20 protein-coding genes and 1 pseudogene are annotated in these 25,842 nt (G+C 60.4%); 14 read left to right on the forward strand and 7 right to left on the reverse strand.

Going from position 1 to position 25,842, the window contains the following annotated elements; all coding sequences use genetic code 11:
• The first annotated feature begins 28 nt into the window (after positions 1 to 28).
• The 4 genes from WA157_RS05165 (at position 29) to serB (ending at position 2,403) form a co-directional block, all read left to right on the forward strand.
• Positions 29 to 814: an NRDE family protein gene (locus tag WA157_RS05165; RefSeq protein WP_422619943.1), complete on the forward strand. Its 786-nt coding sequence runs from the start codon at positions 29 to 31 to the stop codon at positions 812 to 814.
• A gap of 54 nt (positions 815 to 868) precedes the next feature.
• On the forward strand, positions 869 to 1,195 hold the full coding sequence (locus WA157_RS05170) for an antitoxin (RefSeq protein ID WP_422619944.1): 327 nt from the start codon (positions 869 to 871) through the stop codon (positions 1,193 to 1,195).
• Positions 1,192 to 1,620, forward strand: a complete 429-nt coding sequence (locus WA157_RS05175; RefSeq protein WP_422619945.1) for a type II toxin-antitoxin system VapC family toxin — start codon at positions 1,192 to 1,194, stop codon at positions 1,618 to 1,620. The genes WA157_RS05170 and WA157_RS05175 overlap by 4 nt, the downstream gene beginning before the upstream one ends.
• A gap of 69 nt (positions 1,621 to 1,689) precedes the next feature.
• Complete coding sequence (serB, locus tag WA157_RS05180) at positions 1,690 to 2,403, forward strand: phosphoserine phosphatase SerB (protein WP_422619946.1); 714 nt, start codon at positions 1,690 to 1,692, stop codon at positions 2,401 to 2,403.
• Positions 2,404 to 2,420: 17 nt separating this feature from the next.
• Here the strand turns inward: serB and WA157_RS05185 are convergent.
• Positions 2,421 to 3,781, reverse strand: a pseudogene (locus WA157_RS05185) (TrpB-like pyridoxal phosphate-dependent enzyme).
• 215 nt (positions 3,782 to 3,996) lie between these two features.
• Between WA157_RS05185 and WA157_RS05190 the strand changes: the two are divergent.
• Positions 3,997 to 5,274 carry an O-acetylhomoserine aminocarboxypropyltransferase/cysteine synthase family protein gene (locus WA157_RS05190; protein ID WP_422619947.1) on the forward strand — a complete coding sequence of 426 codons (1,278 nt, stop codon included), beginning with the start codon at positions 3,997 to 3,999 and terminating at the stop codon, positions 5,272 to 5,274.
• A 142-nt stretch (positions 5,275 to 5,416) separates the two neighbouring features.
• Here the strand turns inward: WA157_RS05190 and WA157_RS05195 are convergent, their stop codons facing one another.
• Positions 5,417 to 7,033: an alkaline phosphatase D family protein gene (locus tag WA157_RS05195; RefSeq protein WP_422619948.1), complete on the reverse strand. Its 1,617-nt coding sequence runs from the start codon at positions 7,031 to 7,033 to the stop codon at positions 5,417 to 5,419.
• An 8-nt stretch (positions 7,034 to 7,041) separates the two neighbouring features.
• Positions 7,042 to 9,939: a DNA polymerase I gene (gene polA, locus WA157_RS05200; protein WP_422619988.1), complete on the reverse strand. Its 2,898-nt coding sequence runs from the start codon at positions 9,937 to 9,939 to the stop codon at positions 7,042 to 7,044.
• A gap of 60 nt (positions 9,940 to 9,999) precedes the next feature.
• Here polA and WA157_RS05205 point away from each other — a divergent pair, with 60 nt between their 5' ends.
• From WA157_RS05205 to WA157_RS05235, 7 genes are all read left to right on the forward strand, one after another.
• A complete protein-coding gene (locus WA157_RS05205) occupies positions 10,000 to 10,296 on the forward strand; it encodes a hypothetical protein (RefSeq protein WP_422619949.1) in 297 nt (98 codons plus the stop codon).
• Between the two features lie 3 nt (positions 10,297 to 10,299).
• Positions 10,300 to 11,295 carry a homoserine kinase gene (locus WA157_RS05210; RefSeq protein WP_422619950.1) on the forward strand — a complete coding sequence of 332 codons (996 nt, stop codon included), beginning with the start codon at positions 10,300 to 10,302 and terminating at the stop codon, positions 11,293 to 11,295.
• Positions 11,292 to 12,071: a BPSS1780 family membrane protein gene (locus WA157_RS05215; protein ID WP_422619951.1), complete on the forward strand. Its 780-nt coding sequence runs from the start codon at positions 11,292 to 11,294 to the stop codon at positions 12,069 to 12,071. The genes WA157_RS05210 and WA157_RS05215 overlap by 4 nt, the downstream gene beginning before the upstream one ends.
• Positions 12,072 to 12,175: 104 nt before the next feature.
• A complete protein-coding gene (locus WA157_RS05220) occupies positions 12,176 to 12,460 on the forward strand; it encodes a DUF1778 domain-containing protein (protein WP_422619952.1) in 285 nt (94 codons plus the stop codon).
• An 8-nt stretch (positions 12,461 to 12,468) separates the two neighbouring features.
• On the forward strand, positions 12,469 to 12,768 hold the full coding sequence (locus WA157_RS05225) for a type II toxin-antitoxin system RelE/ParE family toxin (RefSeq protein ID WP_422619953.1): 300 nt from the start codon (positions 12,469 to 12,471) through the stop codon (positions 12,766 to 12,768).
• Between the two features lie 371 nt (positions 12,769 to 13,139).
• Positions 13,140 to 14,705, forward strand: a complete 1,566-nt coding sequence (locus tag WA157_RS05230) for an ATP-dependent nuclease (protein WP_422619954.1) — start codon at positions 13,140 to 13,142, stop codon at positions 14,703 to 14,705.
• A 241-nt stretch (positions 14,706 to 14,946) separates the two neighbouring features.
• Positions 14,947 to 15,576: a hypothetical protein gene (locus WA157_RS05235; protein ID WP_422619955.1), complete on the forward strand. Its 630-nt coding sequence runs from the start codon at positions 14,947 to 14,949 to the stop codon at positions 15,574 to 15,576.
• 397 nt (positions 15,577 to 15,973) lie between these two features.
• On the opposite strand, the gene nadA is transcribed toward WA157_RS05235, so the two are convergent.
• The 4 genes from nadA to WA157_RS05255 all read right to left on the reverse strand — a co-directional run bounded on the left by nadA (position 15,974) and on the right by WA157_RS05255 (position 20,946).
• Positions 15,974 to 17,110: a quinolinate synthase NadA gene (nadA, locus tag WA157_RS05240; protein ID WP_422619956.1), complete on the reverse strand. Its 1,137-nt coding sequence runs from the start codon at positions 17,108 to 17,110 to the stop codon at positions 15,974 to 15,976.
• Positions 17,111 to 17,152: 42 nt separating this feature from the next.
• The gene (gene nadC / locus WA157_RS05245; protein WP_422619957.1) at positions 17,153 to 18,031 is read right to left on the reverse strand and encodes a carboxylating nicotinate-nucleotide diphosphorylase; all 879 of its coding nucleotides are present in this window, start codon (positions 18,029 to 18,031) and stop codon (positions 17,153 to 17,155) included.
• A gap of 129 nt (positions 18,032 to 18,160) precedes the next feature.
• Positions 18,161 to 18,649, reverse strand: a complete 489-nt coding sequence (locus tag WA157_RS05250; RefSeq protein ID WP_422619958.1) for a DUF1854 domain-containing protein — start codon at positions 18,647 to 18,649, stop codon at positions 18,161 to 18,163.
• The gene (locus WA157_RS05255; protein ID WP_422619959.1) at positions 18,646 to 20,946 is read right to left on the reverse strand and encodes an ABC transporter ATP-binding protein; all 2,301 of its coding nucleotides are present in this window, start codon (positions 20,944 to 20,946) and stop codon (positions 18,646 to 18,648) included. Before WA157_RS05255 ends, WA157_RS05250 begins: the two co-directional genes overlap by 4 nt.
• Positions 20,947 to 21,081: 135 nt before the next feature.
• Between WA157_RS05255 and cphA (WA157_RS05260) the strand changes: the two genes are divergently transcribed.
• Together cphA (WA157_RS05260) and cphA (WA157_RS05265) are read left to right on the forward strand one after the other, a co-directional pair.
• The gene (gene cphA, locus WA157_RS05260) at positions 21,082 to 23,250 is read left to right on the forward strand and encodes a cyanophycin synthetase (protein ID WP_422619960.1); all 2,169 of its coding nucleotides are present in this window, start codon (positions 21,082 to 21,084) and stop codon (positions 23,248 to 23,250) included.
• Between the two features lie 4 nt (positions 23,251 to 23,254).
• Entirely contained in the window at positions 23,255 to 25,831 is a 2,577-nt protein-coding gene (gene cphA, locus WA157_RS05265) for a cyanophycin synthetase (RefSeq protein WP_422619961.1), read from the forward strand.
• Positions 25,832 to 25,842 lie beyond the last annotated feature (11 nt).

The raw sequence follows: 25,842 nt of genomic DNA on the forward strand, positions 1-25,842 counted from the left end.
CCACAAACCCACAGAGGTCTCAATCCGCATGTGCCTGATCGCCTGGAACTGGCAACCCGCCAGCCACACCCCGCTGCTGTTAATTGCCAACCGCGACGAGTACTACGCCCGCCCCACTGCGCCCCTGCACTGCTGGGATGACGCGGACATCCTGGCCGGACGCGATTTGCAGGCCGGCGGCACCTGGCTGGGCATCAGCCGCTCGGGACGGTTGGCTGCGTTGACCAACCACCGCAATCCAGCGGCCCTGCGCGCGGATGCACCCTCACGCGGCGAACTTGTCAGCGCTTACTTACAGACCGATACCAGCGCGCTGGACTACCTGACGGAACTGGCTGGGCGCGCCGGCGACTACAACCCGTTTAACCTGCTGGTTTTTGACGGCACCAGCCTGCTGGGTCTGGAGAGCCGCCACGCCAAGGTGACTACCCTGCGCCCCGGGCTGGGTGCCGTGTCCAACGCGGACTTTTTGACACCCTGGCCCAAGCTGGCCAACCTGAAAGGCGGTCTGCAAACCCTGCAGGGGCAAGAGCCGCCCAGCGATGCCCAGTTGCTGGCGCTGCTGCAAAACCCAAGCGTTGCAGCCGATGCCGACTTGCCGGACACGGGCATCCCGCTGGAATTCGAGCGCGCACTCTCGGCCGCATTCATCGCCCTGCCGGATTACGGCACCCGCGCCTGCAGCATCGTGCGATTTGAGGCGGATCACATCACGTTTCTGGAGCAGAGCTTTGATGCCCATGGCGCCACAGGTACCCGCCAACTCACGACCGCATGGCGCCACGTGACGGGTGAGCCGCCAAAATGGTCATGACATATGCTACGGCATAGGCTAAACTGACTATTCGAACCCGCCAGGAGAAACATCATGCCCACCGTCTCAGAAAAAGCCGCTGACTATTTGGTTGAGCCGCCCGCTCGCCACGTTCGCCTGTTTCGCAATGGAGCCAATCAGGCCGTGCGCATCCCCAAAGAGTTTGAGCTGCCGGGCACCCAGGCGTTGATGCACCGCGAAGGCAACCGGCTGATTTTGGAGCTGCTGCCAGACAGGCCCAAAAAAGGCACGCTGGCCGCGCTGGTTTTTGCCTTGGATGAAATTGCCAAACTAGGCCCCTGTCAGGATGAGTTTCCAGACATTGGCGATGAAGGACTACTTCCTCTGGATGACATTGATTTTGGTGACGATGCGCCATGACAACAGGCATCACCTTCCTGCTGGATACCAACATCATCAGCGCCCTGATGAAAGACCGCTCCGGCACGGATACTGCGCGTGTGCGCGAATGGGCACTGCGCACACCCGACTGCACACTGGTCACTAGCGTGATTGTGCAATATGAACTTCTCTTTGGCCTGGTGAGACACGGGTCCCCGCGCCTGCAGGCCGCGTTTGACATCCAAATGCAAAGCCTGCTGGTGCTCCCTCTGGATGAAGTCGTGGGCCCCCATTACGCCAAACTGCGCTCCCATCTGGAACAAGCCGGTACACCCATCGGGGCCAACGACACGCTCATCGCCGCCCATGCCATGTCACTTGGCGCCACCTTGGTCACCGCAGACGCAGAATTTGCCCGCGTACCGGGCCTGCGAGTCGAGAACTGGCTGCTGTCTTTCACATAACAAATCGGCCTCTATCCACCGTCCTGCTTGCCTAAGCAGCTATTAAAACAGTAGTAATTTTCTCCCCTCATGCACCCTATTGCAATCGCCCCCGGACTGATCATTCAAGGCTTTACCCCACCGCTGCGTTTGAGCGACTTCAAACTGATCGCCTTCGACATGGACTCCACACTCATCAACATCGAGTGTGTGGATGAAATTGCTGACGCGGTCGGGCGCAAGCAAGAAGTCGCCGCCATCACCGAAGCGGCCATGCAGGGCAGAATCGCCGACTACAAAGAGAGCCTGCGCCAGCGCGTGGCGCTGCTCCAGGGGGTGACCGAAGTGCAGATGAACCAGATTTATCAGGAACGGATGCAGTTCAACCCCGGTGCCTTTGAACTGGTGGCGGCCTGCAAGACGGCCGGGCTCAAGGTGCTGCTGGTCTCAGGCGGATTCACCCACTTTACCGAGCGCGTGGCGCAGCGCCTGGGCATTGACTACACCCGCGCCAATGTGCTGCAGATTGAGAACGGCGTCCTCACCGGCCGCATGGTCGATCAGCCCTGGGGCGACATTTGTGATGGTGCTGAAAAGCGCAAGATGTTGCTCGAAACCTGCGCTCTGCTGGGTATTGCGCCCAAGCAGGCAATTGCCGTGGGCGACGGCGCCAACGACCTGCCGATGATGCGTGAGGCGGGTTTGTCAGTGGCGTTTCACGCCAAATCCGCCGTGCGCGAGCTCGCCAATGTGTCCATCGAGTCAGGCGGGCTGGACCGCCTGCTTGAGCTGTTCCAGCCCTGAACCGGGCGTTATTCCCGTCACACCGTTTCCGGCACGTTCGGCAAACTGGCCAGCGCCAGCGCCAACTCGGTTTCGTCGTAATGCTCGTCGGTCAACTCACCGGCAAAGTACTTCTGGTAGGACGTCATGTCGAAATGACCGTGCCCACTCAGGCAAAACAGAATGGTCTCTGCCTTGCCCTCGCGCTTGCAGCGCAGGGCCTCTTCAATCGCGCCCTTGATCGCGTGGTTGGACTCGGGCGCGGGCACGATACCCTCGTTGCGCGCAAACAGCACGCCGGCTTCAAAACACGCCACCTGGTCATAGGCCACGGCCTCCAACAGCCCCAAGGCCTTGCAATGCGACACCAGCGGTGACATGCCGTGGTAGCGCAGGCCGCCCGCATGAAAGCCGGGCGGCGTGAACTGACTGCCCAGCGTGTACATCTTGGTCAAAGGTGTCATGTGCCCGGTGTCGCCAAAGTCGTAGGCGTATTTGCCGCGCGTCAGTGTGGGGCAAGCCGCCGGTTCAACCGCCACGATGCGCGGTTTCTGGCCACCGCGCAAGCCGTGCCCGATGAAGGGAAACGCAATGCCCGCCAGATTGGAGCCGCCACCGGCACAGCCCACCACCACATCGGGCCAGTCATTGGCCATTTGCATCTGCAGCATGGCCTCTTGCCCGATGATGGTCTGGTGCAACAGCACATGGTTGAGCACCGAACCGAGCGCGTATTTGGTGTCCTCGCGCTGCACGGCGAGCTCCACCGCTTCCGAGATCGCAATGCCCAGGCTGCCGGGATGGTCCGGGTTCTTGGCCAGCACGGAGCGGCCATACACCGTCTCATTGGAGGGTGAGGCGACACAACGCGCACCATAGGTTTCCATCAAGGCGCGCCGATAGGGTTTTTGGTCGTACGACACACGCACCTGGAACACTTCAACTTCCAGGCCGTAGAGCGAGCCGGCAAAAGCCAGCGAGGAGCCCCACTGGCCGGCCCCGGTTTCGGCTTGATGCCGGCCTCTTTGTTGTAAAACGCCTGCGGCACGGCGGTGTTGGGCTTGTGGCTACCGGCCGGGCTGCCGCCCTCGTATTTGTAATAAATCTTGGCCGGCGTGCCGAGCGCTTTTTCAAGGCGGTGGGCACGAAACAGCGGCGCTGGCCGCCATAGGCGAAACACATCGCGCACCGGCTCAGGAATCTCGATCTCGCGCTCCTGGCTCACCTCTTGCATGATCAGCGCCATGGGGAACAAGGGTGCCAGGTCATCGGGCCCGACTGGCTGCATGGTGCCGGGATGCAGCACGGCCGGCATCGGCTTGGGCAAATCGGCCTGCAGGTTGTACCAAAATTTTGGCATCTGGTCTTCGTTCAAAAGAAACTTGGTCTGCTTGCTCATCAATGCTCCTGAATCAGTTTGGAATCAACAATGAAAATGACGGGGCCACCCGGAGTATCCCCGCGTTTGGACTGAAATCACGGCACCGAAGCGCTCGGGTTTACCCGCAGCACATGGATAAAAACCCGGCATATCGATATGAAAACTCGGTCTGTGCGCAGTCCGATGCGGGCCTTAAGATGTGCCATCATTTTTTTGCACTCGAAAGCCCCCTCATGAAAATCGAAACCCTGGCCGTCCACGGCGGCTACACGCCCGAGCCCACCACCAAAGCGGTGGCCGTGCCCATTTACCAAACCGTGGCCTTCGCGTTTGACGACACCCAGCACGGCGCCGATTTGTTTGACCTGAAGGTCGCAGGCAACATCTACAGCCGCATCATGAACCCGACTTGTGGCGTATTGGAGGCGCGTGTGGCAGCGATGGAAGGCGGCATTGGTGCACTGGCGGTGGCCTCGGGCATGGCGGCGATCGCCTATGCGATTCAGACCATCACCGAGGCGGGCGACAACATCGTGTCGGCCTCCACCTTGTACGGCGGCACCTACAACCTGTTTGCCCACACCTTCCCGCAGATGGGCATCGAGGTGCGCTTTGCCGATTACCGCGACCCGGCCTCGTTTGCCAAGCTGATCGACGCGCGCACCAAGGCGGTCTACTGCGAAACCATTGGCAACCCGCTAGGCAACGTCACCGACCTGGCCGCGCTCGCTCAAGTGGCCCATGCCCACGGCGTGCCCTTGATTGTGGACAACACGGTGGCCAGCCCGTATCTGTGCCGCCCGTTCGAACACGGTGCCGACATCGTGGTGCATTCGCTGACCAAATACCTGGGCGGCCACGGCACCACCATTGGCGGCATCATTGTGGATTCAGGCAAGTTCCCGTGGGCCGAGCACAAGGAGCGCTTCAAGCGCCTGAACGAGCCCGATGTGAGCTACCACGGCGTCGTCTATACCGAGGCGCTGGGCGCTGCCGCCTACATTGGCCGCGCCCGCGTGGTGCCGCTGCGCAACATGGGCGCCGCCTTGAGCGCGCTGGCTGCCTTCCAGATTCTGCAAGGCATTGAAACGCTGGCCTTGCGCATGGACCGCATCTGCGACAACGCCCTGCGCATCGCCCAGCACCTGCAAGCGCACGCCAAGGTGGGCTGGGTCAACTACGCCGGGCTGCCCGATCATGCGGACCACGCTTTGGTGCAGAAATACCTGGGTGGTCGCGCCTCGGGCATCATCACCTTCGGCCTCAAGGCCAGCGACAGCCTGGCGGCCGGTGCGCGCTTTCAGGATGCGCTCCAACTGTTCACCCGGCTGGTCAACATTGGCGATGCCAAGTCCCTGGCCTGCCACCCGGCCAGCACGACGCACCGCCAGCTCAACGCCGAAGAATTGGCCAAAGCGGGCGTGAAAGCCGACATGGTGCGTCTGTCAATCGGCATTGAGCACATTGACGACCTGCTGGACGACCTGGACCAGGCGCTGGCGGCGGTTTGATCCCTTAGGCCCAATGCTGTTCAGATAACACCCCATCACCGTTCGGGCTGAGCCTGTCGAAGCCTGGCAGCCCTTCGACCCCTTCGACCGTGCTCAGGACAGGCGGCTCAGGGCGAACGGACTTAAGTGAACAGCATTGCCCTCAAGCCCGCTCCACCACGGGCCGCCCGGCCTGCACCGTGAAGCGGGCCAGGGTTTCAATTTTGGTATCTTGCCGCGTCACGTCGTCGACCACGCGCAAGGTGGTGGTGAGCTGCGCCTTTGTGAACTCGGCCACGCCGTAGCCTTTGCGCAGCGCATCGGCAAAGACAAAATGCGGGTTCTCGGCCAGCCGCTGCGCCGTCTTGGCGTTGCCGCCGGAGCGCGAGCTGATGCTGGTGCCACAGAATTCGACACCAATGCTGGCACTATTCGGATCAGCGTAATCGGCCTTCACGTGGCCGACCCAGTTTTCATGCACGTCGCCGCCCAGAATCACCGGGTTGGCCACCGCGTGCTGGCGCAAGGCATCGGTCAAGCGCGTGCGGGCTGCGGGGTAGCCGTCCCAACCATCGTTCCAGAGGGTCTGGCCGGGGCCGGCTTGAAAGTCCCGTTGGCCGAACAGCGTGGGCTGGCCCAGCACATTCCAGCCGGATTCGTGCGCATGGGGTTTTGAAAATTCGTCATACAGCCAGCGCTCCTGCGCGCGCCCCAGCAGCGAGCGAGCCGCATCGTTCCACGGCGGACAGTCAGCCGGTTTCACCATGCCGGAGCCCACGCCGCCGCCGGGGGTGCAGGCCTGCGGGTCTTTGTACTGCCGACCATCGAGCAGGTACAAGGAGGCGAGCTGGCCATAGGGCAAGCGGCTGTAAATGCGCAGATCGGCGCCGGTCGCCAGGCCGGCCAGCCCTTGCGTCAGCGCGCAGGCGCGCACCGGCATGTGTTCGTACCAGGCCTGGTAGGCCGCGGCACGACGGGCCAAAAAGTTCTCGGGCTTCGAAGGGTCAAGCGCGCTGCTGTAGCCGGCTTGCACGCCCGCGTAATCGTTTTGCAGCTCGTGGTCGTCCCAGGTCAGCAGCCACGGACAGGCCGCATGCATCGCCTGCAGGTCGGCCTCGCCCTTGTACAGCGCATAACGTTGGCGATAGTCGTCCAGCGTCAACACCCAGCCACCGGTGGGCACGCGCACCTTGCCGGTGAGCGCCGGGTATTCGTAGATGTAGTCGCCCAGAAACAGCACCAGATCGAGGTTCTCTTCGCGCATGTGGCGCCAGGCGGTGAAAAAACCGTCCTCCCACTTCTGGCACGACGCATAGGCCAGCCGCAACCGGGCCACCTGTGCCTCAGGTCTGGGCACCGTGCGCGTGCGCCCCACCGGACTGACAAAATCGCCCACCATGAAGCGGTAGAAATACCAGCGATCAGCGTCGAGCCCGGCCACCTCGATGTGAACCGAATGCGCCAGCTCCGCGCTGGCCAAGGACTGTCCGCTTTGCACGATGCGGCTGAACTGCTCGTCGTGCGCCAGCTCCCAGCGCAGCGGCACCGCAGCGTGACCCAGCTCGTCACTGACACCCAGCAGCGACGACCGGGCGGTGTGCAAACGCGTCCACAAGACGACCGAATCATGTGTGGGCGAGCCGCTCGCCACACCCAAAGTGAACGGGTTTTGCTTCAAGCGCGGCTGGCTCCAGGCGCTGCGCGGCAAACTCCAGGCAGCGGCACCGGCGCCAATCAACTGCAACAACTGCCGGCGCGTCCGGGATTCAAACGGGGTCATGAAAAAGCTCAGTGCGCCTTGTCCCAATTCGCGCCCACCCCCACCTCGGCCAGCAGCGGCACCTTCAGGTGCGCCACCCCCGCCATCAGCTTGGGCACCTCATGGCGGACCCAATCGATTTCCGACTCTGGCACTTCAAACACCAGCTCGTCGTGCACCTGCATGATCATCTTGGTGGCCCGTTTTTCTTCATCAATCACTTGCTGCACCTTCACCATGCTGAGCTTGATCAAATCAGCCGCCGTGCCCTGCATGGGCGCGTTGATGGCGGCGCGCTCGGCGCCGCTGCGACGCGGGCCGTTGGGGGAGTTGATCTCGGGCAGATACAAGCGGCGCCCGAACACGGTTTCAACATACCCTTGGCGCTTGGCGAGCGCCCGGGTGTGCTCCATGTAGTTTTTCACGCCGGGGTAGCGGTCAAAATAACGTTCGATGTAGTTTTTGGCGGCCGTGTTGTCAATGCTCAACGCTTTGGCCAGGCCGTAGGCACTCATGCCGTAAATCAGGCCAAAGTTGATGACCTTGGCGTAGCGGCGCTGCTCGCTGGTGACCTGGGTCCTGTCCACACCAAAAATTTCAGACGCGGTGGCGCGGTGCACGTCGATGCCGTCGTGAAACGCCAGCAGCAGGGCCGCATCACCGCTGATGTGCGCCATGATGCGCAGCTCAATCTGGCTGTAATCGGCGCTGGCAATGACGCTGCCGGGTGGTGCCACAAAGGCCTCACGCACACGCCGCCCCTCCGGCGTGCGCACGGGAATGTTTTGCAGGTTGGGGTCATTGCTGCTCAGGCGCCCGGTCACCGCCACCGCTTGCGCGTAATGCGTGTGCACGCGCCCAGTGCGCGGCAGTGCCAACTGGGCCAGCTTGTCGGTGTAGGTGCCTTTGAGCTTGGCCAGGCCCCTGTGCTCCAGAATTTTGGCCGGTAGCGGGTAGTCTTCGGCCAATTTCTGCAGCACTTCATCGTCGGTGCTGGGTGAGCCGGTGGGGGTTTTTTTGACGATCGGCAGGCCGAGCTTGGTGAAGAAAATTTCAGCGATTTGCTTCGGGCTACTCAAGTTGAAGGGTTGCCCGGCCAGCTCGTGCGCTTCTTTTTCAAGCTGCAAAATGCGCTGACCCAGCTCGTGGCTCTGCACCGCCAGCGTGGGGCCGTCGATCAGCACGCCGTTGCGCTCAATGCGGTAGAGGGCTTCGCTGCTGGCGATTTCCAGCTCGTAGATGAAGCGCAATTTGTCATTCGCCTGCAGCAGCGGCCACAGCGCCCGGTGCACGTCCAGCGTCATGTCGGAGTCTTCACATGAATACTGGGCGGCTTGGGCAATATCCACCTGGTCAAAACAGATTTGATTGGCCCCCTTGCCACACAAGTCCTCAAAGCTGATACCGGTGCGACCCAGATGCCGCTCGGCCAGGCTGGCCAGGCCGTGGGGTTTGGTCACCTCCAGCACATAGCTTTGCAGCATCGTGTCGTGCGCGTAGCCTTGCACCTCGATGCCGTGGTTGGCGAACACGTGGCGGTCGTATTTGACGTGCTGGCCCAGCTTTTTGTGGCTGGCGTCCTGCAACCAGGGCTTGAGTTTGGCCAGCACGTCGGCCAGTGGCAACTGCGCAGGGGCGTCGGGGTAGGCGTGCGCCAGCGGAATGTAAGCGGCCTCGCCCGGCGTCACACTGAAACTGATGCCGACAATTTGGGCCCGCATCTCGTCGAGCGAGGTGGTTTCGGTGTCCAGCGCCACCAGGTCTGCCGCTTGCACTTTGGCCAGCCAGTGGTCGAAGGCGTCCCAGGTCAGGATGGTGTCGTAGTGCAGGTTGGTCACACGGGCCGGGGCGGGGGGTTCAATGTCGTCGAACAGGCCGGGTTCAGATCTGTACCCGGAATTGGGGTCTGAGCCAGCGACGGAAATGGGGTCGGATCCACGAAGCGAAGCGGAGCTGGCTCTGACCCCTTTTCCGTCGACCCCAAATCCTGAGCCTGCTTTGTTTGCAGCACTGGCGGAACCGCCACCGATCGCCCGGGCCAGCCCCTTGAACCCGTATTTTTCATAAAAAATAGCCAGAGCCCCCGTATCCATTGTGCCGGTAGCTATTGAATCAAGAGCAGGCAAATCAGGCATCCAGCCATCCAGATCGCAGTCCGTCTTGATGGTCAGCAGTTGGCGACCCAAGGGCAACCAGTCCAGCGACTTCTTCAGGTTCTCGCCGACCACGCCTTTGATCTGGTCGGCGTTGGCCACCACGGCGTCGAGCGAACCGTATTCCTGCAACCACTTGGCAGCGGTCTTGGGGCCGACCTTGGGCACGCCCGGCACGTTGTCAATCACGTCGCCCACCAGGGTCTGAAAGTCCACCATCAGCTGCGGCGGCACGCCAAATTCGGCCTCGACCCCGGCCACGTCGCGGCGGCGGCCGTTCATGGTGTCGATGATGGTGATGTGCGAGTTGACCAACTGCGCCAAATCCTTGTCGCCGCTGCTCACAATCACCTCGATACCCTGGCGCGCCGCCGTCACCGCCAGCGTGCCGATCACGTCATCGGCTTCGACACCGGGCACGGCCAGCACTTTCCAGCCCATCAGGCGCACCACTTCATGAATCGGCTCGATCTGGGAGCGCAAATCATCGGGCATGGGCGAACGGTGCGCCTTGTATTCGGGGTACAGCGCATCCCGAAAGGTCGGGCCTTTGTCGTCAAAAATACAGGCGGCATAGTCAGCCGGCACCTCTTTGCGCAGGCTTTGCAGCATGTTGATCATGCCGCGGATAGCACCGGTGGGCGCGCTGCTCGGGTCGCCCGGCACGGCGCGCAAGTCCGGCATGGCGTGAAAGGCGCGGTACAGGTAGCTGGAGCCGTCCACCAAGAGCAGGGTTTTGGGCTTGGCTGGGGAGTCAGGAAAGGAGTCATTCATATTCATGCGCCCATTTTGCCTGCGAGTGCCGCTCGGCTGCGCCCGCTCTACAATCGGGCGATGCGAATCGCCCTGTTTCTTACCCTCTCTTTGTCGTGTGGCAGCCTCGCGCTGGCACAGTCTGCCGCGCCAGCCCAGAAGGCGGCCGTGCAATCACGCGCTGCGGCGTCCTCCGCACCCGGCGTGATTGAAAAGCGCACCGAGCGCATTCAAATCGAAGACTCGGGCGCCCGCATTGATGAGCTGCGCGTTGGCGGTGAAACCAAAACCATCTCGGTTCAGCCCAAGGGGCGTCTGCCCGGCTATCAAGTTGAACCCACCAGCGGTGAGCGCAGCTGGAAGATTCTGGGTTTCTGATTCATGGCGGTTTACACAGAAGTCTCTACCCAAGAGGCGCGCGACCTGCTGCGACAACTCAAACTGGGCGAACTCACCGCCCTGCAAGGTTGCACCAGGGGCATCGAAAACACCAATTATTTTGTCAGCACTGAGCAGGGTGGCGAAACCTTTGATTACGTGCTGACCTTGTTCGAGCGACTCACTTTGGCGCAGTTGCCGTTTTATCTGCGCCTGATGAAACACCTGGCCGAGCACGGCATCCCGGTGCCCGCGCCGAGCGCCAACGCGCGCGGTGATCTGGTGTTTGAGTTCAAAGCCAAACCGGCCGCGGTGGTGACCCGATTGCGCGGCAGCAGCGAGCTCTCGCCCACGCCGGCCCATTGCGCGGCCGTCGGCACCACCCTGGCCAAAATGCACCTGGCCGCACGCGACTTCCCGCTGTCGCAGCCCAATTTGCGTGGCCTGGCTTGGTGGAATGAAACGGTGCCGGTGCTGCTGCCCCATGTCAACCCGACGCAGGCCGCGTTGCTGCAAAGCGAACTGGCCTACCAAAACCACGTCGCCGCTTCTTCAAGCTATGCCGCCCTGCCCCGTGGACCGATACACGCCGACCTGTTTCGGGACAACGTGATGTTTGACAACGCGCAAGGCCAGCCGGAGCTCACCGGCGTCTTCGACTTCTATTTCGCCGGCGTCGACAGTTGGCTGTTTGACATGGCGGTTTGCATGAACGACTGGTGCATCGATCAGGGCACCGGCACGCATGACGCGCAGCGCTTCCACAGCTTCCTGCGCGCCTACAGCGCAGTGCGCCCGCTGGAGAGCGCAGAGCGGGCGCTGCTGCCCGCCCTGCTGCGCGGAGCAGCCCTGCGTTTCTGGATTTCACGCCTGTGGGACTACTATCTGCCGCGCCCGGCAAGCCTGCTCCAGCCCCACGACCCGGCCCATTTTGAGCGGGTGCTGCAGCAACGGGTCATGCACCCGCAGGCCACCAACTCGCTGGAGATGCAGCCATGAAGCTCAACATCGTTCCCGCCCGCAGCGGCACGCTCTGGGTCAAGCTGGGCATGCAGACATTTTTCAAACAGCCACTGGCCCTGGCCGGTCTGTTTTTTCTGTTCATGGCGACGATGACCGTCGTCAGTCAGCTTCCTTTCATCGGTATGGCACTGGCCATGACCCTGCTGCCTGCCGCGACGCTGGGCATGATGGCGGCAACCCGGGAGGCGATCGACGGCCGCTTCCCCATGCCCAAGGTATTGCTGACCGCCTTTCGCGCTGGCCGTCAACAAACCCGTGCCATGCTGCTGCTGGGCGCCCTGTACGCCCTGGGTTTTTTACTGGCCATGGGGGTCTCCTGGCTGGTCGACGACGGCGCCTTTGCCCGGGTCTATCTGGGCGGCGCGACACCGACGCGCGAAATGATGCTGGAGCCCGATTTTCAGGCCGCCATGTGGGTCTTTATCGGCTTGCATCTGCCACTCTCCTTGATGTTCTGGCATGCACCGGCGCTGGTGCACTGGCACGGCCTGTCGCCCATCAAAAGCCTCTTCTTCAGCATCGTGGCCTGTGGGCGCAATTTCTGGGCCTATGCGGTCTTTGGCTTGATGTGGCTGGCCGTGCTGATCCTGGTGGTGGTGAGCGTGACCACCATCGCATCCCTGATGGGCAATCCGGGTTTGGCCGGCGACCTGCTGTTTCCCGCCCTGCTGCTGATGGCGTCGATGTTTTTTACCTCGCTTTATTTCACGTTCCGTGACAGTTTTGACTTCACACCAGAGGAGCATCCATGACACGGCACGCCATGGCGTTGATATCGGGCGGTTGAGTAAAATCCCGGCGGTTTGCATGAGTAGCACAATCATGCTACATTGATCTGGTACTTTGAAAGAGAACCATGCAGACCACCACCATCCGGCTCGATGACAGCATGAAGGAGCGCATCGCTGCTGCGGCAGAACAGGCTGGTAAATCAGCTCATGCCTTCATTCTCGACGCCATAGCCCAAACGGTTGAGCAGGTTGAACTGGACCATGAATTCCATGAAGTCGCAGACGAGCGGTGGAAGGAAATATTGGCTTCCGGGAAGACGGTATCCTGGGACGACGCGAAGGCGTATCTGAAAGCCAAATCACTTGGCAAAAGCCCGACCAAGCCATTGGCTCGTATCTCCAAGCATTGACTGCTGCAATGACCCGCATTGAGATAGCTCCTGAGGTATTCGACGACTTCGACCGCTTCTTTGACTACATCGCGCAGTTCGACATCGACTCCGCGCCCGAACGTATCGGCGAAATTGTGGAGGCAGTGCAAGTTCTGGCGACCAGCCCCATGATTGGTCGTCCAGTCAAAGGCGGCAAACGCGAGTTGATCATTGGGCGGGCTTCCCGTGGCTACGTTGCGTTATACCGATACGTGGCGCCGCTTGATACGGTTTTTGTGCTGGCCCTGCGAAGCCAGCGCGAATCAGGATACAAAAGCAAACGTTGAAATTGAGTAGGTCAATTTAGGTACCTACTGTTCAGTGGGACATTGTTATCAGATTACCGCAGCGCAAGTCGACGGACTCTTGAAGAGTGGGTCCGGTCAGTCAGTACTCCTTTGTCGCGGCGCTTCTTGGCGTCAAGCAGTCACTCGCACTGGTCTGGATTGATGCTGTTGGTTCGAGCCTGCGTTGGGGGAGCCAATTCGACACGAATCTGGCCCCGCACTGGCCCCCTTTTCCTTGCAATGACGCGTGCGGGATGCCTGATCCGCAATTTTGATACCGGAAACTAGAGATAAAGCGGCTACTATGCTCTTTTGTATTTGTAGCCCCCGTGTTACTTAAACGGGGGGCCAACTCCGGGGGGCCATCTAAGATGAAGTATCGCGAAAGCCATAAGGACAAGCAGCTCAGATCGTGGTTCGCGAGCGATATGACCCGCGGTATCCTCAGACGGATATTCTTGAAAAATGGTGTCCTTCGAGGGCTGAACTCTCTTGACATCACGTTCGAATACCCAATAACAGCTATCGCTGGTAAAAACGGAGCTGGAAAATCAACGATCCTAGCCTTGGCATGCTGCGCTTTCCACAATACTGACAACGGATTCAAACTTCCGAAACGCAGAAATTCATACTACACGTTCTCTGACTTTTTTATTCAAAATTCAGCCGAAACTTCACCACAAGGTCTCGAGATTTACTATTCTTTTGCTTACAACAATTGGAAAAAAGGTCCGACCGTTCCTGAAGGTATCGGCATCGGGAGCCAACTGCGAAAAAAGACCAAGGGAGGGAAATGGAATGACTATGACCGGCGGGTTAAGCGAAACGTAGTTTTTCTGGGGATCGAGAGAATTGTTCCGCATAGCGAAAGAAGCCAGTCTAGATCCTACTCGAAAGTATTTAAAGATACCAAGCCCAAGGGATGGGAGCCTAAAGTAAGGGAAGCTGTAGGACACATACTTGGGAAGACCTACCTAGACTTTAGATACTTGGAACATTCAAAGTACAGTCTTCCCATTGTCAAGTGCAAAGACGTCGTTTATTCGGGCTTCAACATGGGAGCCGGTGAGAATGCTCTTTTTGAAATTTTTTCTACCCTCTACGCTGCTGGTGACGGCGCGCTACTCGTAATGGATGAAATAGAGCTTGGTCTCCATGCGGAAGCTCAAAAACGGTTCATTGATCGCCTCAAAGATGTTTGTCTAGAAATGCACACTCAGGTCATATGTACGACTCATTCGAAAGAAATATTCGACTGCTTACCTAATGACGCAAGGTTCTACGTTGAGTCCGTAAACAATAAGACACGGGTTACGCAAGGTATTTCTTCAGACTTTGCCTTTGCAAAGATGAGTGCGACAACTGGGACGGAACTTGATATCTATATTGAAGACGAAGTGGCAAAATCAATTTTGATGACATCTCTTCCGTCTTCGATCCGAGCGCGATCGACATTTACGGTAATCGGTTCTGCTACCGCATTGGCTCGCCAACTTGCTGCGCTGTACGTCCGGGGAGAGACGAGACCTGCCCTTGCAATATTCGACGGAGATCAGCGCATAAAGGAGGCAGATAACCTAAACCATGCCAGAAAAATGGCCGAGAAGGTCAAAGCAGATTTCGACGCATGGTTTGCGAATCACATCTGTTATTTACCTGGAGACACATGGCCAGAAGCGTGGTTGCTCCAGAAAGCCACCACAATGCTTGATCCTCTTTCTGCTGTCGTAGGGAATACGCCAGATGAACTTGCAGAGATAATTGAATATGGGTTACAGGCCGGAAAGCACTGCGAGTTCTTCGAAATGTCCAAGCATCTTGGCCTTGACCAACACCAGTGTCTACAGCACTTTACAACCGTTGTTCACCAAATGTTTGCTGCAGATTTGCTCCCGGTTTCCACCAAGATTGGTGACATACTCGCGGCGAACGACTAAATCCAGTAGAACTTAACTTCCCAGTTCTCAGAATCGACCGGTCCGGGGAGGCACTTTGACACGAATCTGGCTCCGTACTGGTCCCTTGTGCTTGCAATCGGGCGCGGTGGATGCCTGATCCCGAATTTGGATGCCGGTAACTCAAGATAAAACGACTACTATGCTCTTTGATATTAATAGATCCCCGCGTTACTTGAATGGTGGAAAGCATCCGGCTAATTACGGAAGAAAACGGACATACATGGGAAAGAATAAACTTTGGGACTCTGTCTCCGTCTTTGAAACAGGCCTTTCCGCTGCGGAATGGGTATGGCGAATAGTCACCTTTTTATTCATTGTGAGTGGCGGAACTGCAACCGCATTTTTGGCCAAGGCCGATCCGCTTCTTAAAGAGCTCGGTCCAATTTATTGGGTTGCGATCGGCTTCATTACATCGCTTGCTCTTTCGGTTATTTTTTATCTCTTTAAATCTGCAAACCTGAAGCAGGCACAGGCTGATTTCCACAGAGTTATGGCAACACCAAGGACTTCAATTAATCCTTTGGCTGAGTCTTTTAAGGACTTAATAATTTCAGTGGAAGATCTTAGGCTCCCGACATCCCAACTTCATGAAGGCAAACACTTTAAGAGATGTAAGTTCGTTGGCCCTGCAGCACTCGCAATCCTAGGCGGGACCTACAAGAATAGTAACTTCCTTGAATGCGGTGATATTGTTGCTTTGCCGGAAAACACGAACATGACTGGAATAATTGTTTTGAAAAGTTGTACGGTTGAAGAATGCGAATTTATTAGAACATCAATCTTCACGGATCAGAATACTGCAAAGGGCTTTGCCACAATACCTGGTGCAATGGTGAAGGGCATTGCCTGAGTGCTGTCAAGTCGTCTGCGGGGTAGTTAGCGTTATTTAAATAGAACTTCGATTACCCAGTTACCAGATTTGTCCTGACTGGGGAGCAAATCAAGGCTCGAACCAACAGCATCAATCCAGAGCAGGACTGGTTGTTATTTGAGGCCAAGAAACGCTGCGACAAAGGAACGCTGAACGACAGTAACCAAGCTGCAGCCCTATCCTTCGCGAGCATCAAAACTTGCTTCGTTAACCAGGGACGTCGCCCCCAGAGCTTGGGGCGTGGGCTCCTCCCGCCGATTTAGTTACGACATAACTTGCGGGCAAGTTAGTCTCCTCTGAAACTTCCATTTCTGGGCGTTTGACAGTATGAGGCGGGGGCCCATGCCCCAATCTCTGCCCTCGCGACCAGCGCCGACTACGCAGCCCCAATCAGCGGCACCAGACTGCCCGCATCGCGCCCGCCTTTGAGCGCCGCGGTAAAGGCCAGCATGCGGTCAATCGGAACGCGAGCCCGCAGGCCCAACGCGGGATCGACGTGAACCTCGTTGGCGCCGGTTTCCAGCACGCGGGCTACGTCGGCCAGGCAGTTCATGGCCATCCAGGGGCAATGGGCGCAGCTCTTGCAGGTGGCGCTGTTGCCGGCGGTGGGCGCTTCCAGAAACAGCTTGCCCGGATTGAGCGTGCGCAGCTTGTGCATCATGCCGCTGTCGGTGGCGACGATGAACTCCTGGGCCTCCATCTCATGCGCCGCTCTGAGGATGGCCGATGTGGAACCCACCGCGTCGGCCAGCGCCACCACGTCAGCCGGTGACTCGGGGTGCACCAGCACGCGGGCACCCGGGTGCTCCTTCATCAGGGCCTTGAGCTCAAAGGCCTTGAACTCGTCATGCACGATGCACGAGCCGCCCCACATCAGCATGTCGGCGCCGGTTTCGCGCTGGATGTAGCCACCCAGGTGGCGGTCGGGCGCCCACAGAATTTTGTGGCCTTTGTCTTTGAGCGCACTCACAATCTCCAGCGCGCAGCTCGACGTGACCAGCCAGTCGGCGCGCGCCTTGACGGCCGCGCTGGTGTTGGCATAGACCACCACCGTGCGGTCCGGATGCGCGTCGCAAAAGGCGCTGAATTCGTCCACCGGGCAACCGAGGTCGAGCGAGCAGGTGGCGTCCAGGTCGGGCATCAAGACCCGCTTTTCAGGCGACAGGATTTTGGCCGTCTCACCCATGAAGCGCACGCCCGACACCACCAGCGTCTGCGCCGTGTGGTCGCGGCCAAAGCGGGCCATCTCCAGCGAGTCGCTGACCAGGCCGCCGGTTTCTTCGGCCAGGTCTTGCAGGTCCGGGTGCACGTAGTAATGCGACACCATGACTGCGTTTTTTTCTCTCAAGAGACGGCGGATCTTGTCTTTCAGCGCGGCGCGCTCGGCTGGGCCGGGCTCGGCCGGCACCCGTGCCCAGGCGTGTTTGGTGGCACACACCGCGGCACCGGCTGCGGTTTCACGCTGGGGCTGTTCGTAGTCAACTTCTTTGACCGTGTCCGTGGTGTTCGTCATGGCAACTCCTGTTTATCAAAATCAATAGCGCACTACGCAGACTCAGAGCGGGCTAGAAGCAAAACGCATTGAAAAATCAATCGCCTTGACGTCCTTGGTCAAGGCGCCGATGGAAATACGGTCGACCCCGGTGGATGCAATGGCGCGCACCGTGGACAGGTTCACGCCACCCGAGACCTCCAGCACGGCCCGCCCGGCGTTGAGCTGCACCGCCTCCTGCAACTGCGCCAAGGTCATGTTGTCGAGCAGCACCATGCCGGCGCCGGCGTCGAGCGCCTCTTTGAGTTGCGCCAGGGTTTCCACCTCAATCTCGACAAACTTGGCATCAGGCGCCAAGACGGCAGCGCGGCGCAGCACCGCCGCCACACCGCCGGCGGCGGCGATGTGGTTCTCCTTGATCAGCAAGGCGTCATACAGACCCAGTCGGTGGTTGGTGCCGCCGCCGACCCGCACCGCATACTTCTGTGCCAGACGCAGGCCCGGCAAGGTCTTGCGCGTGTCCACGATCTGCGCCCGGCTACCGGGCACGCTCTGCACGGCGGCCACATAGTCTGCCGTTTTACTCGCGACGGCACTGAGCAGTTGCAGAAAATTGAGCACCGTGCGCTCGGCCGTGAGCAACGCACGGGCCGGGCCTTGTAACTCCAGCACCACTTGATCAATTGCACAGCGTTGACCTTCCAGCACACGCCACTGCAGGCGGATGGCCGGATCAACCTGCTGCAGCGCGGCTTGCGCCCACGGGGCGCCGCAGATCACAGCCGCCTCGCGCGCCAGCACATGCGCGCGGGCGTGGCAACCGGGGTCGATCAGCCCGGCCGTGAGGTCACCGCTGCCGACATCTTCCTGCAGGGCACGGGCCGCGTCGACGCGGGCCAGTTCGGCCACGGCCGGGTCGGAAAAATCAAAATAGCTGGTCATGGCAGAAAGCATAGTGACATAAATCCATGGATGTAGTTCATTAACGGGGCGGGCGCCATCGACACCTAACAATTACTATCAAATTAATAGCTACTTACCCATATAACACGGGGGCTAGAGGCCTATTTCTTATAAAAAGCGGTCCAGAATTTTTTGGCTGTCCTTGGTCAGGTTCGAGCGGTCACGGATCAAAAACTGGATGCCGTGCGAGTCGGTCACCAGCAAAATGGTGGGGCCGACGCGGCGTATGTCCTCATCGCCGCGCAGCACAAAGCGCGTGTCACCGCGGTCGGTCTGGACCTGCCAGGTGCACGGTGTGGAAAAGCTGGTGACACTGTCAATGTGCAAGATTTCGGGCATGAATTCGCGCGTTGCCAGCTCTTCGCGGATCAGGCCTTGCGCCGGCTCGGGCAGCTTGTCCAGGCGCTCAACCCACGCCACTTCATGGCCATCGGTGTGCACCAGGGCAATGCCGTCCTCGGGCGACTGGATCGGGAACGCCCGCACCGGCACCACGCCCTCAAACACCTCGCCCGCGGCGGTCGTCAGAACAAGCAGCCCGAACGGATTGCGGGTCAGCTGAAAATGGCTTGTGGCCATGGCAGTGGTCGCGTTCATTTGTCGTCTTTCACGTTATCGACCCTGACATTGCGTCTTCTGTCATCGTCCACGTCCACATCCATGTTGCGCGCCTGCGCCTGGTACAGGTTGAAATACGCCCCTTCGCGCGCCATCAGGTCGTCGTGCGTGCCCACTTCCACGATTTCGCCCCGGTCCAGCACCACCAAGCGGTTGGCGCGGTGCAGGGTGGAAAGGCGGTGGGCAATGGCAATGGTGGTGCGCCCCTGCACCAGATTCTCCAGCGCCTTCTGGATTTCCTTCTCGGTCTCGGAGTCGACCGAAGACGTCGCCTCATCCATGATCAGGATGCGCGGATCGATCAACAGGGCGCGCGCAATCGAGATGCGCTGGCGCTCGCCGCCCGACAAGCCCTGGCCGCGCTCCCCCACCATCGAGTCATAACCCTGCGGCAAACGCAGAATGAACTCATGCGCGTGTGCGGCGCGCGCTGCGGCAATGATCTCGGCCTGACTGGCGTGCGGTTTGCCATAGGCAATGTTGTCGGCAATGGTGCCGAAGAAGAGAAAAGGTTCCTGCAGCACCAGACCGATGTTGCGACGGTAGTCGGCAATGGGGAACGAGCGCACATCGACACCATCGACCCGGATCGAGCCTTCCGACACATCGTAAAAGCGGCAAATCAGATTCACCAGCGTGCTCTTGCCCGAGCCGCTGTGACCCACCAGGCCAATCATCTCGCCCGGCTCAATGGTCAAATTGACGCCCCGGTTGACTTCGCGGTTGCCATAACGAAAACTCACATCACGCAACTCGATGCGCCCTTCCACGCGGTCCAGCTTCACCGGTTGCGTCGGCTCGGGCACGCTGGAGACATGGTCCAGGATGTCAAAAATGCGCTTGGCGGCCGAGGCGGACTTTTCGGTCACCGAGACGATGCGGCTCATGGAGTCGAGCCGGCCATAAAAGCGGCTGATGTATGCAATAAAGGCCATCAGCACACCAACCGTGATGTCACCCTTGGACACCAGCCAGATGCCAAACGCCCACACCACCAGCAGCCCCCACTCGGTCAGCAGGGAGACGCTGGGCGAGAACAGCGACCAGATCTTGTTGATCTTGTCATTCACCGCAAGATTGTGTTTATTCGCCTCGCGAAAGCGCGCCGCCTCGCGATCTTCCTGCGCAAAGGCCTTCACCACGCGCACGCCGGGAATGGTGTCGGCCAGCACGCTGGTGACTTCGGACCAGACGCGGTCGATCTTCTCGAAGCCGGTTTGCAGCCGAAAACGCACCGAGCGGATCATCCAGACGATGAACGGCAGCGGCACCAGCGTGACCAGCGCCAGCCAGGGGTTGATGGAGATCAGGATCACTGCCGTCATGACCAGCATCAGGATGTCGGAGGCAAAGTCGAGCAGGTGCAGCGACAAAAAGACGCAAATGCGGTCACTCTCGCTGCCGATGCGCGACATCAAATCACCGGTGCGCTTGCCGCCAAAGTACTCCAGCGACATGCGCAGCAGGTGCTCGTAGGTGGTGGTGCGCAGGTCGGCCCCGATGCGCTCGGACACCAGCGCCAGGATGTAGGTCTTGGCCCACGACAGCCCCCAGGCCAGCAGCGCCGAGCCGAACAGCCCCGACAGGTAGAGTGCCACCAGCATGGGGTCAATGTGCTGCCCGTTCTGAAACGGAATCAGCACCTCGTCCATCAAGGGCATGGCCAGGTACGGCGGCACCAGGCTGGCGGCGGTGCCCAGGAGCGTCAACGCAAAACCGGCGAACAGCTGAATGCGATACGGTCTGGCAAAGCGCCAAAGCCGAAATAACGTGCGGGTCGAGGGCGGGGTGTGGATGACTTTGGTGCAGATCGGGCATTCGTCCTGATCGGGCGCCAGCGGCGCTTTGCAGCTGGGGCAACAACGCCCCTCAAGCAGCACCGGGGGCAGCCCGGTCACGGCACTCTGCGCATAAATCTGAAACTGATCGAGCAGGCGGATCGCCTGCAGATTGTGCCCCAGCGTGAAGCACCAGGCGGCCAGCCGTCCCTGGGCGTCATTGAGCGCCAGATGGCCCACCCCCGCATGGTCATGGTGTTTCAGTGCCAGCCCGGGCTGGTAAGGCCAGGCCTGCCAACTGCCGTCCGGCGCGCGGCTCAGCAGGCGCCGGTTGGTGACCAGCACAAAACCGGCAACAAAACAAAGTTTGTTGTCCAGGTCCACCTGAAGCAGGGCTGAGACGTTCTCATCTGCTTGCAGCTGCGTTTGGACCTGGGCACGCTCCTCGTTGGAGAGTTCATTCAGCCAGGGTTCAGAGTCGAGGATTTGCTTGGTCATGGGGGCCAGAGGATTCTGCAGGTTAACGGGCGGGTTGACGACAGCCCGGACCACCGGCGCCAGTTGCGAACTGCAATAGACTAGAGAAGATCAAAATTTATACCGACTACGGGCTTACCGGAAGTATTTGGATTCATGACAACGAAGAACATTCAATTGCTGCGGGTGACTCATCTGCGCGGCCCCAATATCTGGACCTACCGTCCGGTGATCGAAGCCTGGGTCGATATCGGCGCACTGGAAGATTTCCCCTCCAACACCATACCCGGATTTTATGAGCGTTTGACCGCCATGCTGCCCGGACTCGCGGTGCATCGATGCGGCGTCGGCGCGCCGGGCGGATTTTTGGAGCGCTTGCGCGAGGGCACCTGGGCCGCTCATATCCTGGAGCATGTGGTGCTCGAGCTCCAAAATCTGGCGGGTATGCGCACCGGCTTCGGCAAGACCCGGCAAACGTCGGTGCGCGGAGTGTACAAAATGGCTTTCCGGACCCGGCAAGAACAGGTCGGTCGTGCCGCGCTGGACACCGGCCGCGATCTCGTCATGGCCGCCATCGAGAATCAACCCTATGACCAGGCGGCGGCCGTGGCCAAGCTACATGACCTGGTCGATTCACTCTGCCTGGGCCCCAGCACGGCGCACATCGTGGAGGCGGCCACCGAGCGCGGCATCCCCCACCTGCGTCTCACCGAGGGCAATCTGGTACAACTCGGCCATGGCGCGGGCCAGCGCCGCATCTGGACGGCGGAAACCGACCAGACCAGTGCCATTGCCGAAGAAATAGCCAGTGACAAGGATTTGACCAAGTCCCTCTTGCATTCCTGTGGCGTGCCGGTGCCGCAAGGGCAAGTCGTGAACAGCGCCCAAGAGGCGTGGGAGGCCGCGCAGGACATCGGGCTGCCAGTCGCACTCAAGCCCTATGACGGCAACCACGGGCGCGGCGTGTCATTGGACCTGAACAACCAGAAAGACATCGAAGCGGCCTTTCTGCTCGCGCAGCGCAAAGGCGGCGGCAGCGTGATCGTCGAGCAATTTATTTCGGGCAACGAGCATCGCCTGCTCGTGGTTGGCAAGCGCGTGGTGGCTGCGGCCCGTGGCGAAACCGCCTGGGTCACGGGCGACGGACGGTCCAACATCATTGAACTGGTCGACCGCCAAATCAATACCGATCCCCGGCGCGGCACCGGAGAAGACGCCCCGCTGAACGCGCTGGCGCCCCAGGACGGCGCAGAAATCATTCTTGAGCTGGAGCGCCAGGGCCTCACGGCCTACTCGGTGCCGGCCCTAGGCGAAAAAGTCTTGATTCAGCGCAATGGCAATGTCGCCTTCGATGTCACCGACCTGGTCCACCCGAGCGTGGCGGCTGCGGCGACCCTGGCGGCACGGGTGGTGGGGCTGGATGTTGCGGGGGTGGACCTGGTCCTTGAAGACGTCTCCCGCCCTCTGGCCGAGCAGCGTGGCGCCGTGATTGAGGTGAATGCCAGCCCCGGTCTGCTGGCCCACCTGAAACCAGCAGACGGCCTGCCGCGACCGATTGGCAAAGCCATCATCGAACACCTGTTTGGCATGGACAAAACCGGGCGCATTCCGGTGGTCGGCGTCACTGGCACCCAGGACACCACCCGCATTGCCCGCCTGGTGGGCTGGCTGGTCCATATCAGCGGCAAACAGGTCGGTGTGGCCTGTCGTGACGGCTTTTATCTTGGCGCCCGGCAAGTGGATTGCAGGGACGGCACCCCATGGGACGCGGCGCAGCGCCTGCTCATCAACCGTTCGCTGGAAACCGCGGTGTTCGAAAACAGCAGCCGCATGATTCTCAGTGAAGGTCTGCCCTACGACAAGTGCTCGGTCGGCGTGGTGACGGATGTCGGCGGCATGGAGGCACTGGCTGAGTTCCATATTGATCACATGGACAAGCTTTACAGCGTGGTCCGCACGCAGATCGACGTGATCCTGCCGCACGGAACGGCCGTGCTCAACGCTGCCGACCCGCAGGTGGTGGAGATGGCCTCCTTGTGTGACGGCAAGATCATTTTCTATGGACCCGACCCTCAACTGGAGGCCATCGCCACGCACCGGGCCAAGGGTGAGCGGGTGCTCTTCGTGCGCGACGGGCAGATCGTGCTGGCCCAAGGCATGCAAGAGGCGGCCGTGATCGCCCTGGCCAGCATGAAGCCGGCCAAGGCCGAGAAACCGGACATGCTGATGGCGGCGGTGGCGGCGGCCTGGGCGTTGGGCATCGACCCGGAACTGATCGCAGCCGGGCTGCGCGCTTTTGAATCAGATTTGAAGAAACAAAACTAAGCTTATGGACATCTCACGCGTTCGCGCCCTGCGCGGCCCCAATCTCTGGAGCAGTCACACCGCCATCGAGGCGGTCGTGACCTGCACACCCGCCGAGTGCGCCATCAACACGCACGACGGCTTTGAGAGCCGTCTTCGGGCGCGCTTCCCGGAACTCGGAACACTGCTGCCGACCGGACACGACACCACGGTACCCATGGCCCATGTGCTCGAAATGGCCACGCTGGATCTGCAGGCCCTGGCTGGCTGCCCGGTCACCTTCGGACGCACAACGGCCACCACGGAACCCGGCGTCTACCAGATTGTGGTGGAGTACTCAGAAGAAGCGGTGGGCCGCCTGGCCCTGGAGCTGGCCGAATCCCTGTGTCTGGCGGCGCAAAACGACACCCCCTTCGATCTGCAGCAAGCGCTGCAGCGCTTGCGCGAGCTCGACGAAGATGTACGCCTGGGCCCGAGCACGGGCGCCATCGTGCAGGCGGCGCTTGCGCGCAACATTCCCTTTCGCCGCATGACGCAAGGCAGCATGATCATGTTCGGCTGGGGCAGCAAGCAGCGCCGCATCCAGGCCGCCGAAATGGACATCACCGGTGCCATTGCTGAAGCGATCGCCCAGGACAAACAGCTGACCAAAAAGCTGCTGGCTGCGGCGGGCGTGCCGGTTCCGCTCGGCCGTGAGGTCGACACCCTTGAAGATGCCTGGACTGCCGCCTGTGAGGTCGGTCTGCCGGTCGTGGTCAAACCCACGAGTGGCAACCAGGGCAAGGGCGTGACGGTCAACATCACGTCGCGTGAACAGCTGACAGCGGCTTACGCGGCGGCCGCCGAGTTCGGCGATGACATCCTGGTCGAACGCTACATTCCCGGTAACGACTTTCGCCTGCTGGTGGTTGGCAACAAGCTGGTGGCAGCGGCTTATCGTGAACCGCCCAACGTGGTGGGTGATGGCCAGCACACCATCCGTGACATGGTGGAACAGGTCAACAAAGATCCGCGCCGCGGCTCCGGCCATGCGACCTCGCTGACCAAAATCCGATTTGACGATATTGCCCTGGCTTGCCTGGCAAGCCAGGGGTTTGATGCCGACTCGGTGCCGCCCAAGGGCCAACGCGTCACCCTGCGCCACAACGCCAATCTGTCCACCGGCGGCTCCGCCACCGATGTCACCGACAGCGTGCACCCGGAAGTGGCAGCCCGAGCCGTGGCTGCCGCACGAATGGTGGGACTCGATATTTGCGGCGTGGACGTTGTCTGCAACAGCATTCTGCATACGCTCGAAGAACAGGGCGGTGGTGTGGTCGAGGTCAATGCCGCGCCGGGTCTGCGCATGCACCTGTCGCCGTCCTACGGCAAGGGGCGCCCGGTGGGTGAGGCCATCATCGCCAGCATGTTCGACCAGCATGAGAACGGCCGTATTCCGCTGGTGGCCGTCACCGGCACCAACGGCAAGACCACCACCGTGCGCCTGATCTCGCACCTGCTGGCCCAAAACGGCCTGCGCGTGGGCATGACCAATACGGATGGTGTCTACATCGCGGGTCAGCGCATCGACACCGGTGACTGCAGCGGCCCCAAAAGTGCGCGCAATGTGTTGCAGCACCCCGACGTGGATGCCGCCGTGCTGGAAACCGCCCGCGGCGGCATGCTGCGCGAAGGGCTGGCCTTTGACCGTTGTGATGTGGCCGTGGTCACCAATGTCGGAAGCGGTGACCACCTGGGCCTGAACTACATCACGACGGTTGAAGATCTGGCCGTGCTCAAGCGCGTGATCGTGCAAAACATCGCCCATGACGGTGTGGCGGTGCTCAATGCGGCGGACCCGATTGTGGTATCCATGGCCGGGCACTGCAGCGCTTCAGTCATCTTTTTTGCCATGGACAGGCATCATCCGGTCATGGCCACGCATTTGGCGCAGGGGCGACGCGCCGTCTACGTGGAAGGCGACCATCTGATGGCTGCCCAGGGCAAGGTGCAACACCAGATGGCGCTATCAGAGATCCCCATTACCCGTCGGGGCACCATCGGGTTTCAGATCGAAAACGTCATGGCTTCGGTGGCTGCCGTGTGGGCCCTTGGGGTCAAGTGGGAGACGATCAAGCTCGGACTGGCCAGTTTTATCAACAATAACGACAACGCACTGGGCCGCTTCAACCTGTTCAGCTACCGGGGTGCCACCGTCATTGCCGACTACGGCCACAACCCGGATGCGATTGCTGCGCTGGTTCAGGCGGTGGAAAGCATGCCCTCCAAGCGCCGCACAGTCGTGATCAGCGGCGCTGGCGACCGGCGCGATGAAGACATTCGCCAACAGACTGAAATTCTGGGCAACGCATTTGACAACGTGGTTCTGTACCAGGACCAGTGTCAGCGCGGCCGCGCCGACGGCGAGGTGCTGACGCTGCTGCGCGAGGGTCTGGCCCATGCGACACGCACCGAATCCATCGCCGAGATTCAAGGTGAGTTTCTCGCCATTGACACCGCGATGGACACCTTGTGCGAGGGCGATCTATGCCTGATTCTGGTTGATCAAGTCGAGCAAGCGCTGGCGCACATTGCAGCGCGAATTGAAAAAGACGCGGGCTGACCGGCGTGTGG

This window comes from Rhodoferax ferrireducens (assembly GCF_049302455.1).
Classification (GTDB): domain Bacteria; phylum Pseudomonadota; class Gammaproteobacteria; order Burkholderiales; family Burkholderiaceae_C; genus Rhodoferax; species Rhodoferax ferrireducens_B.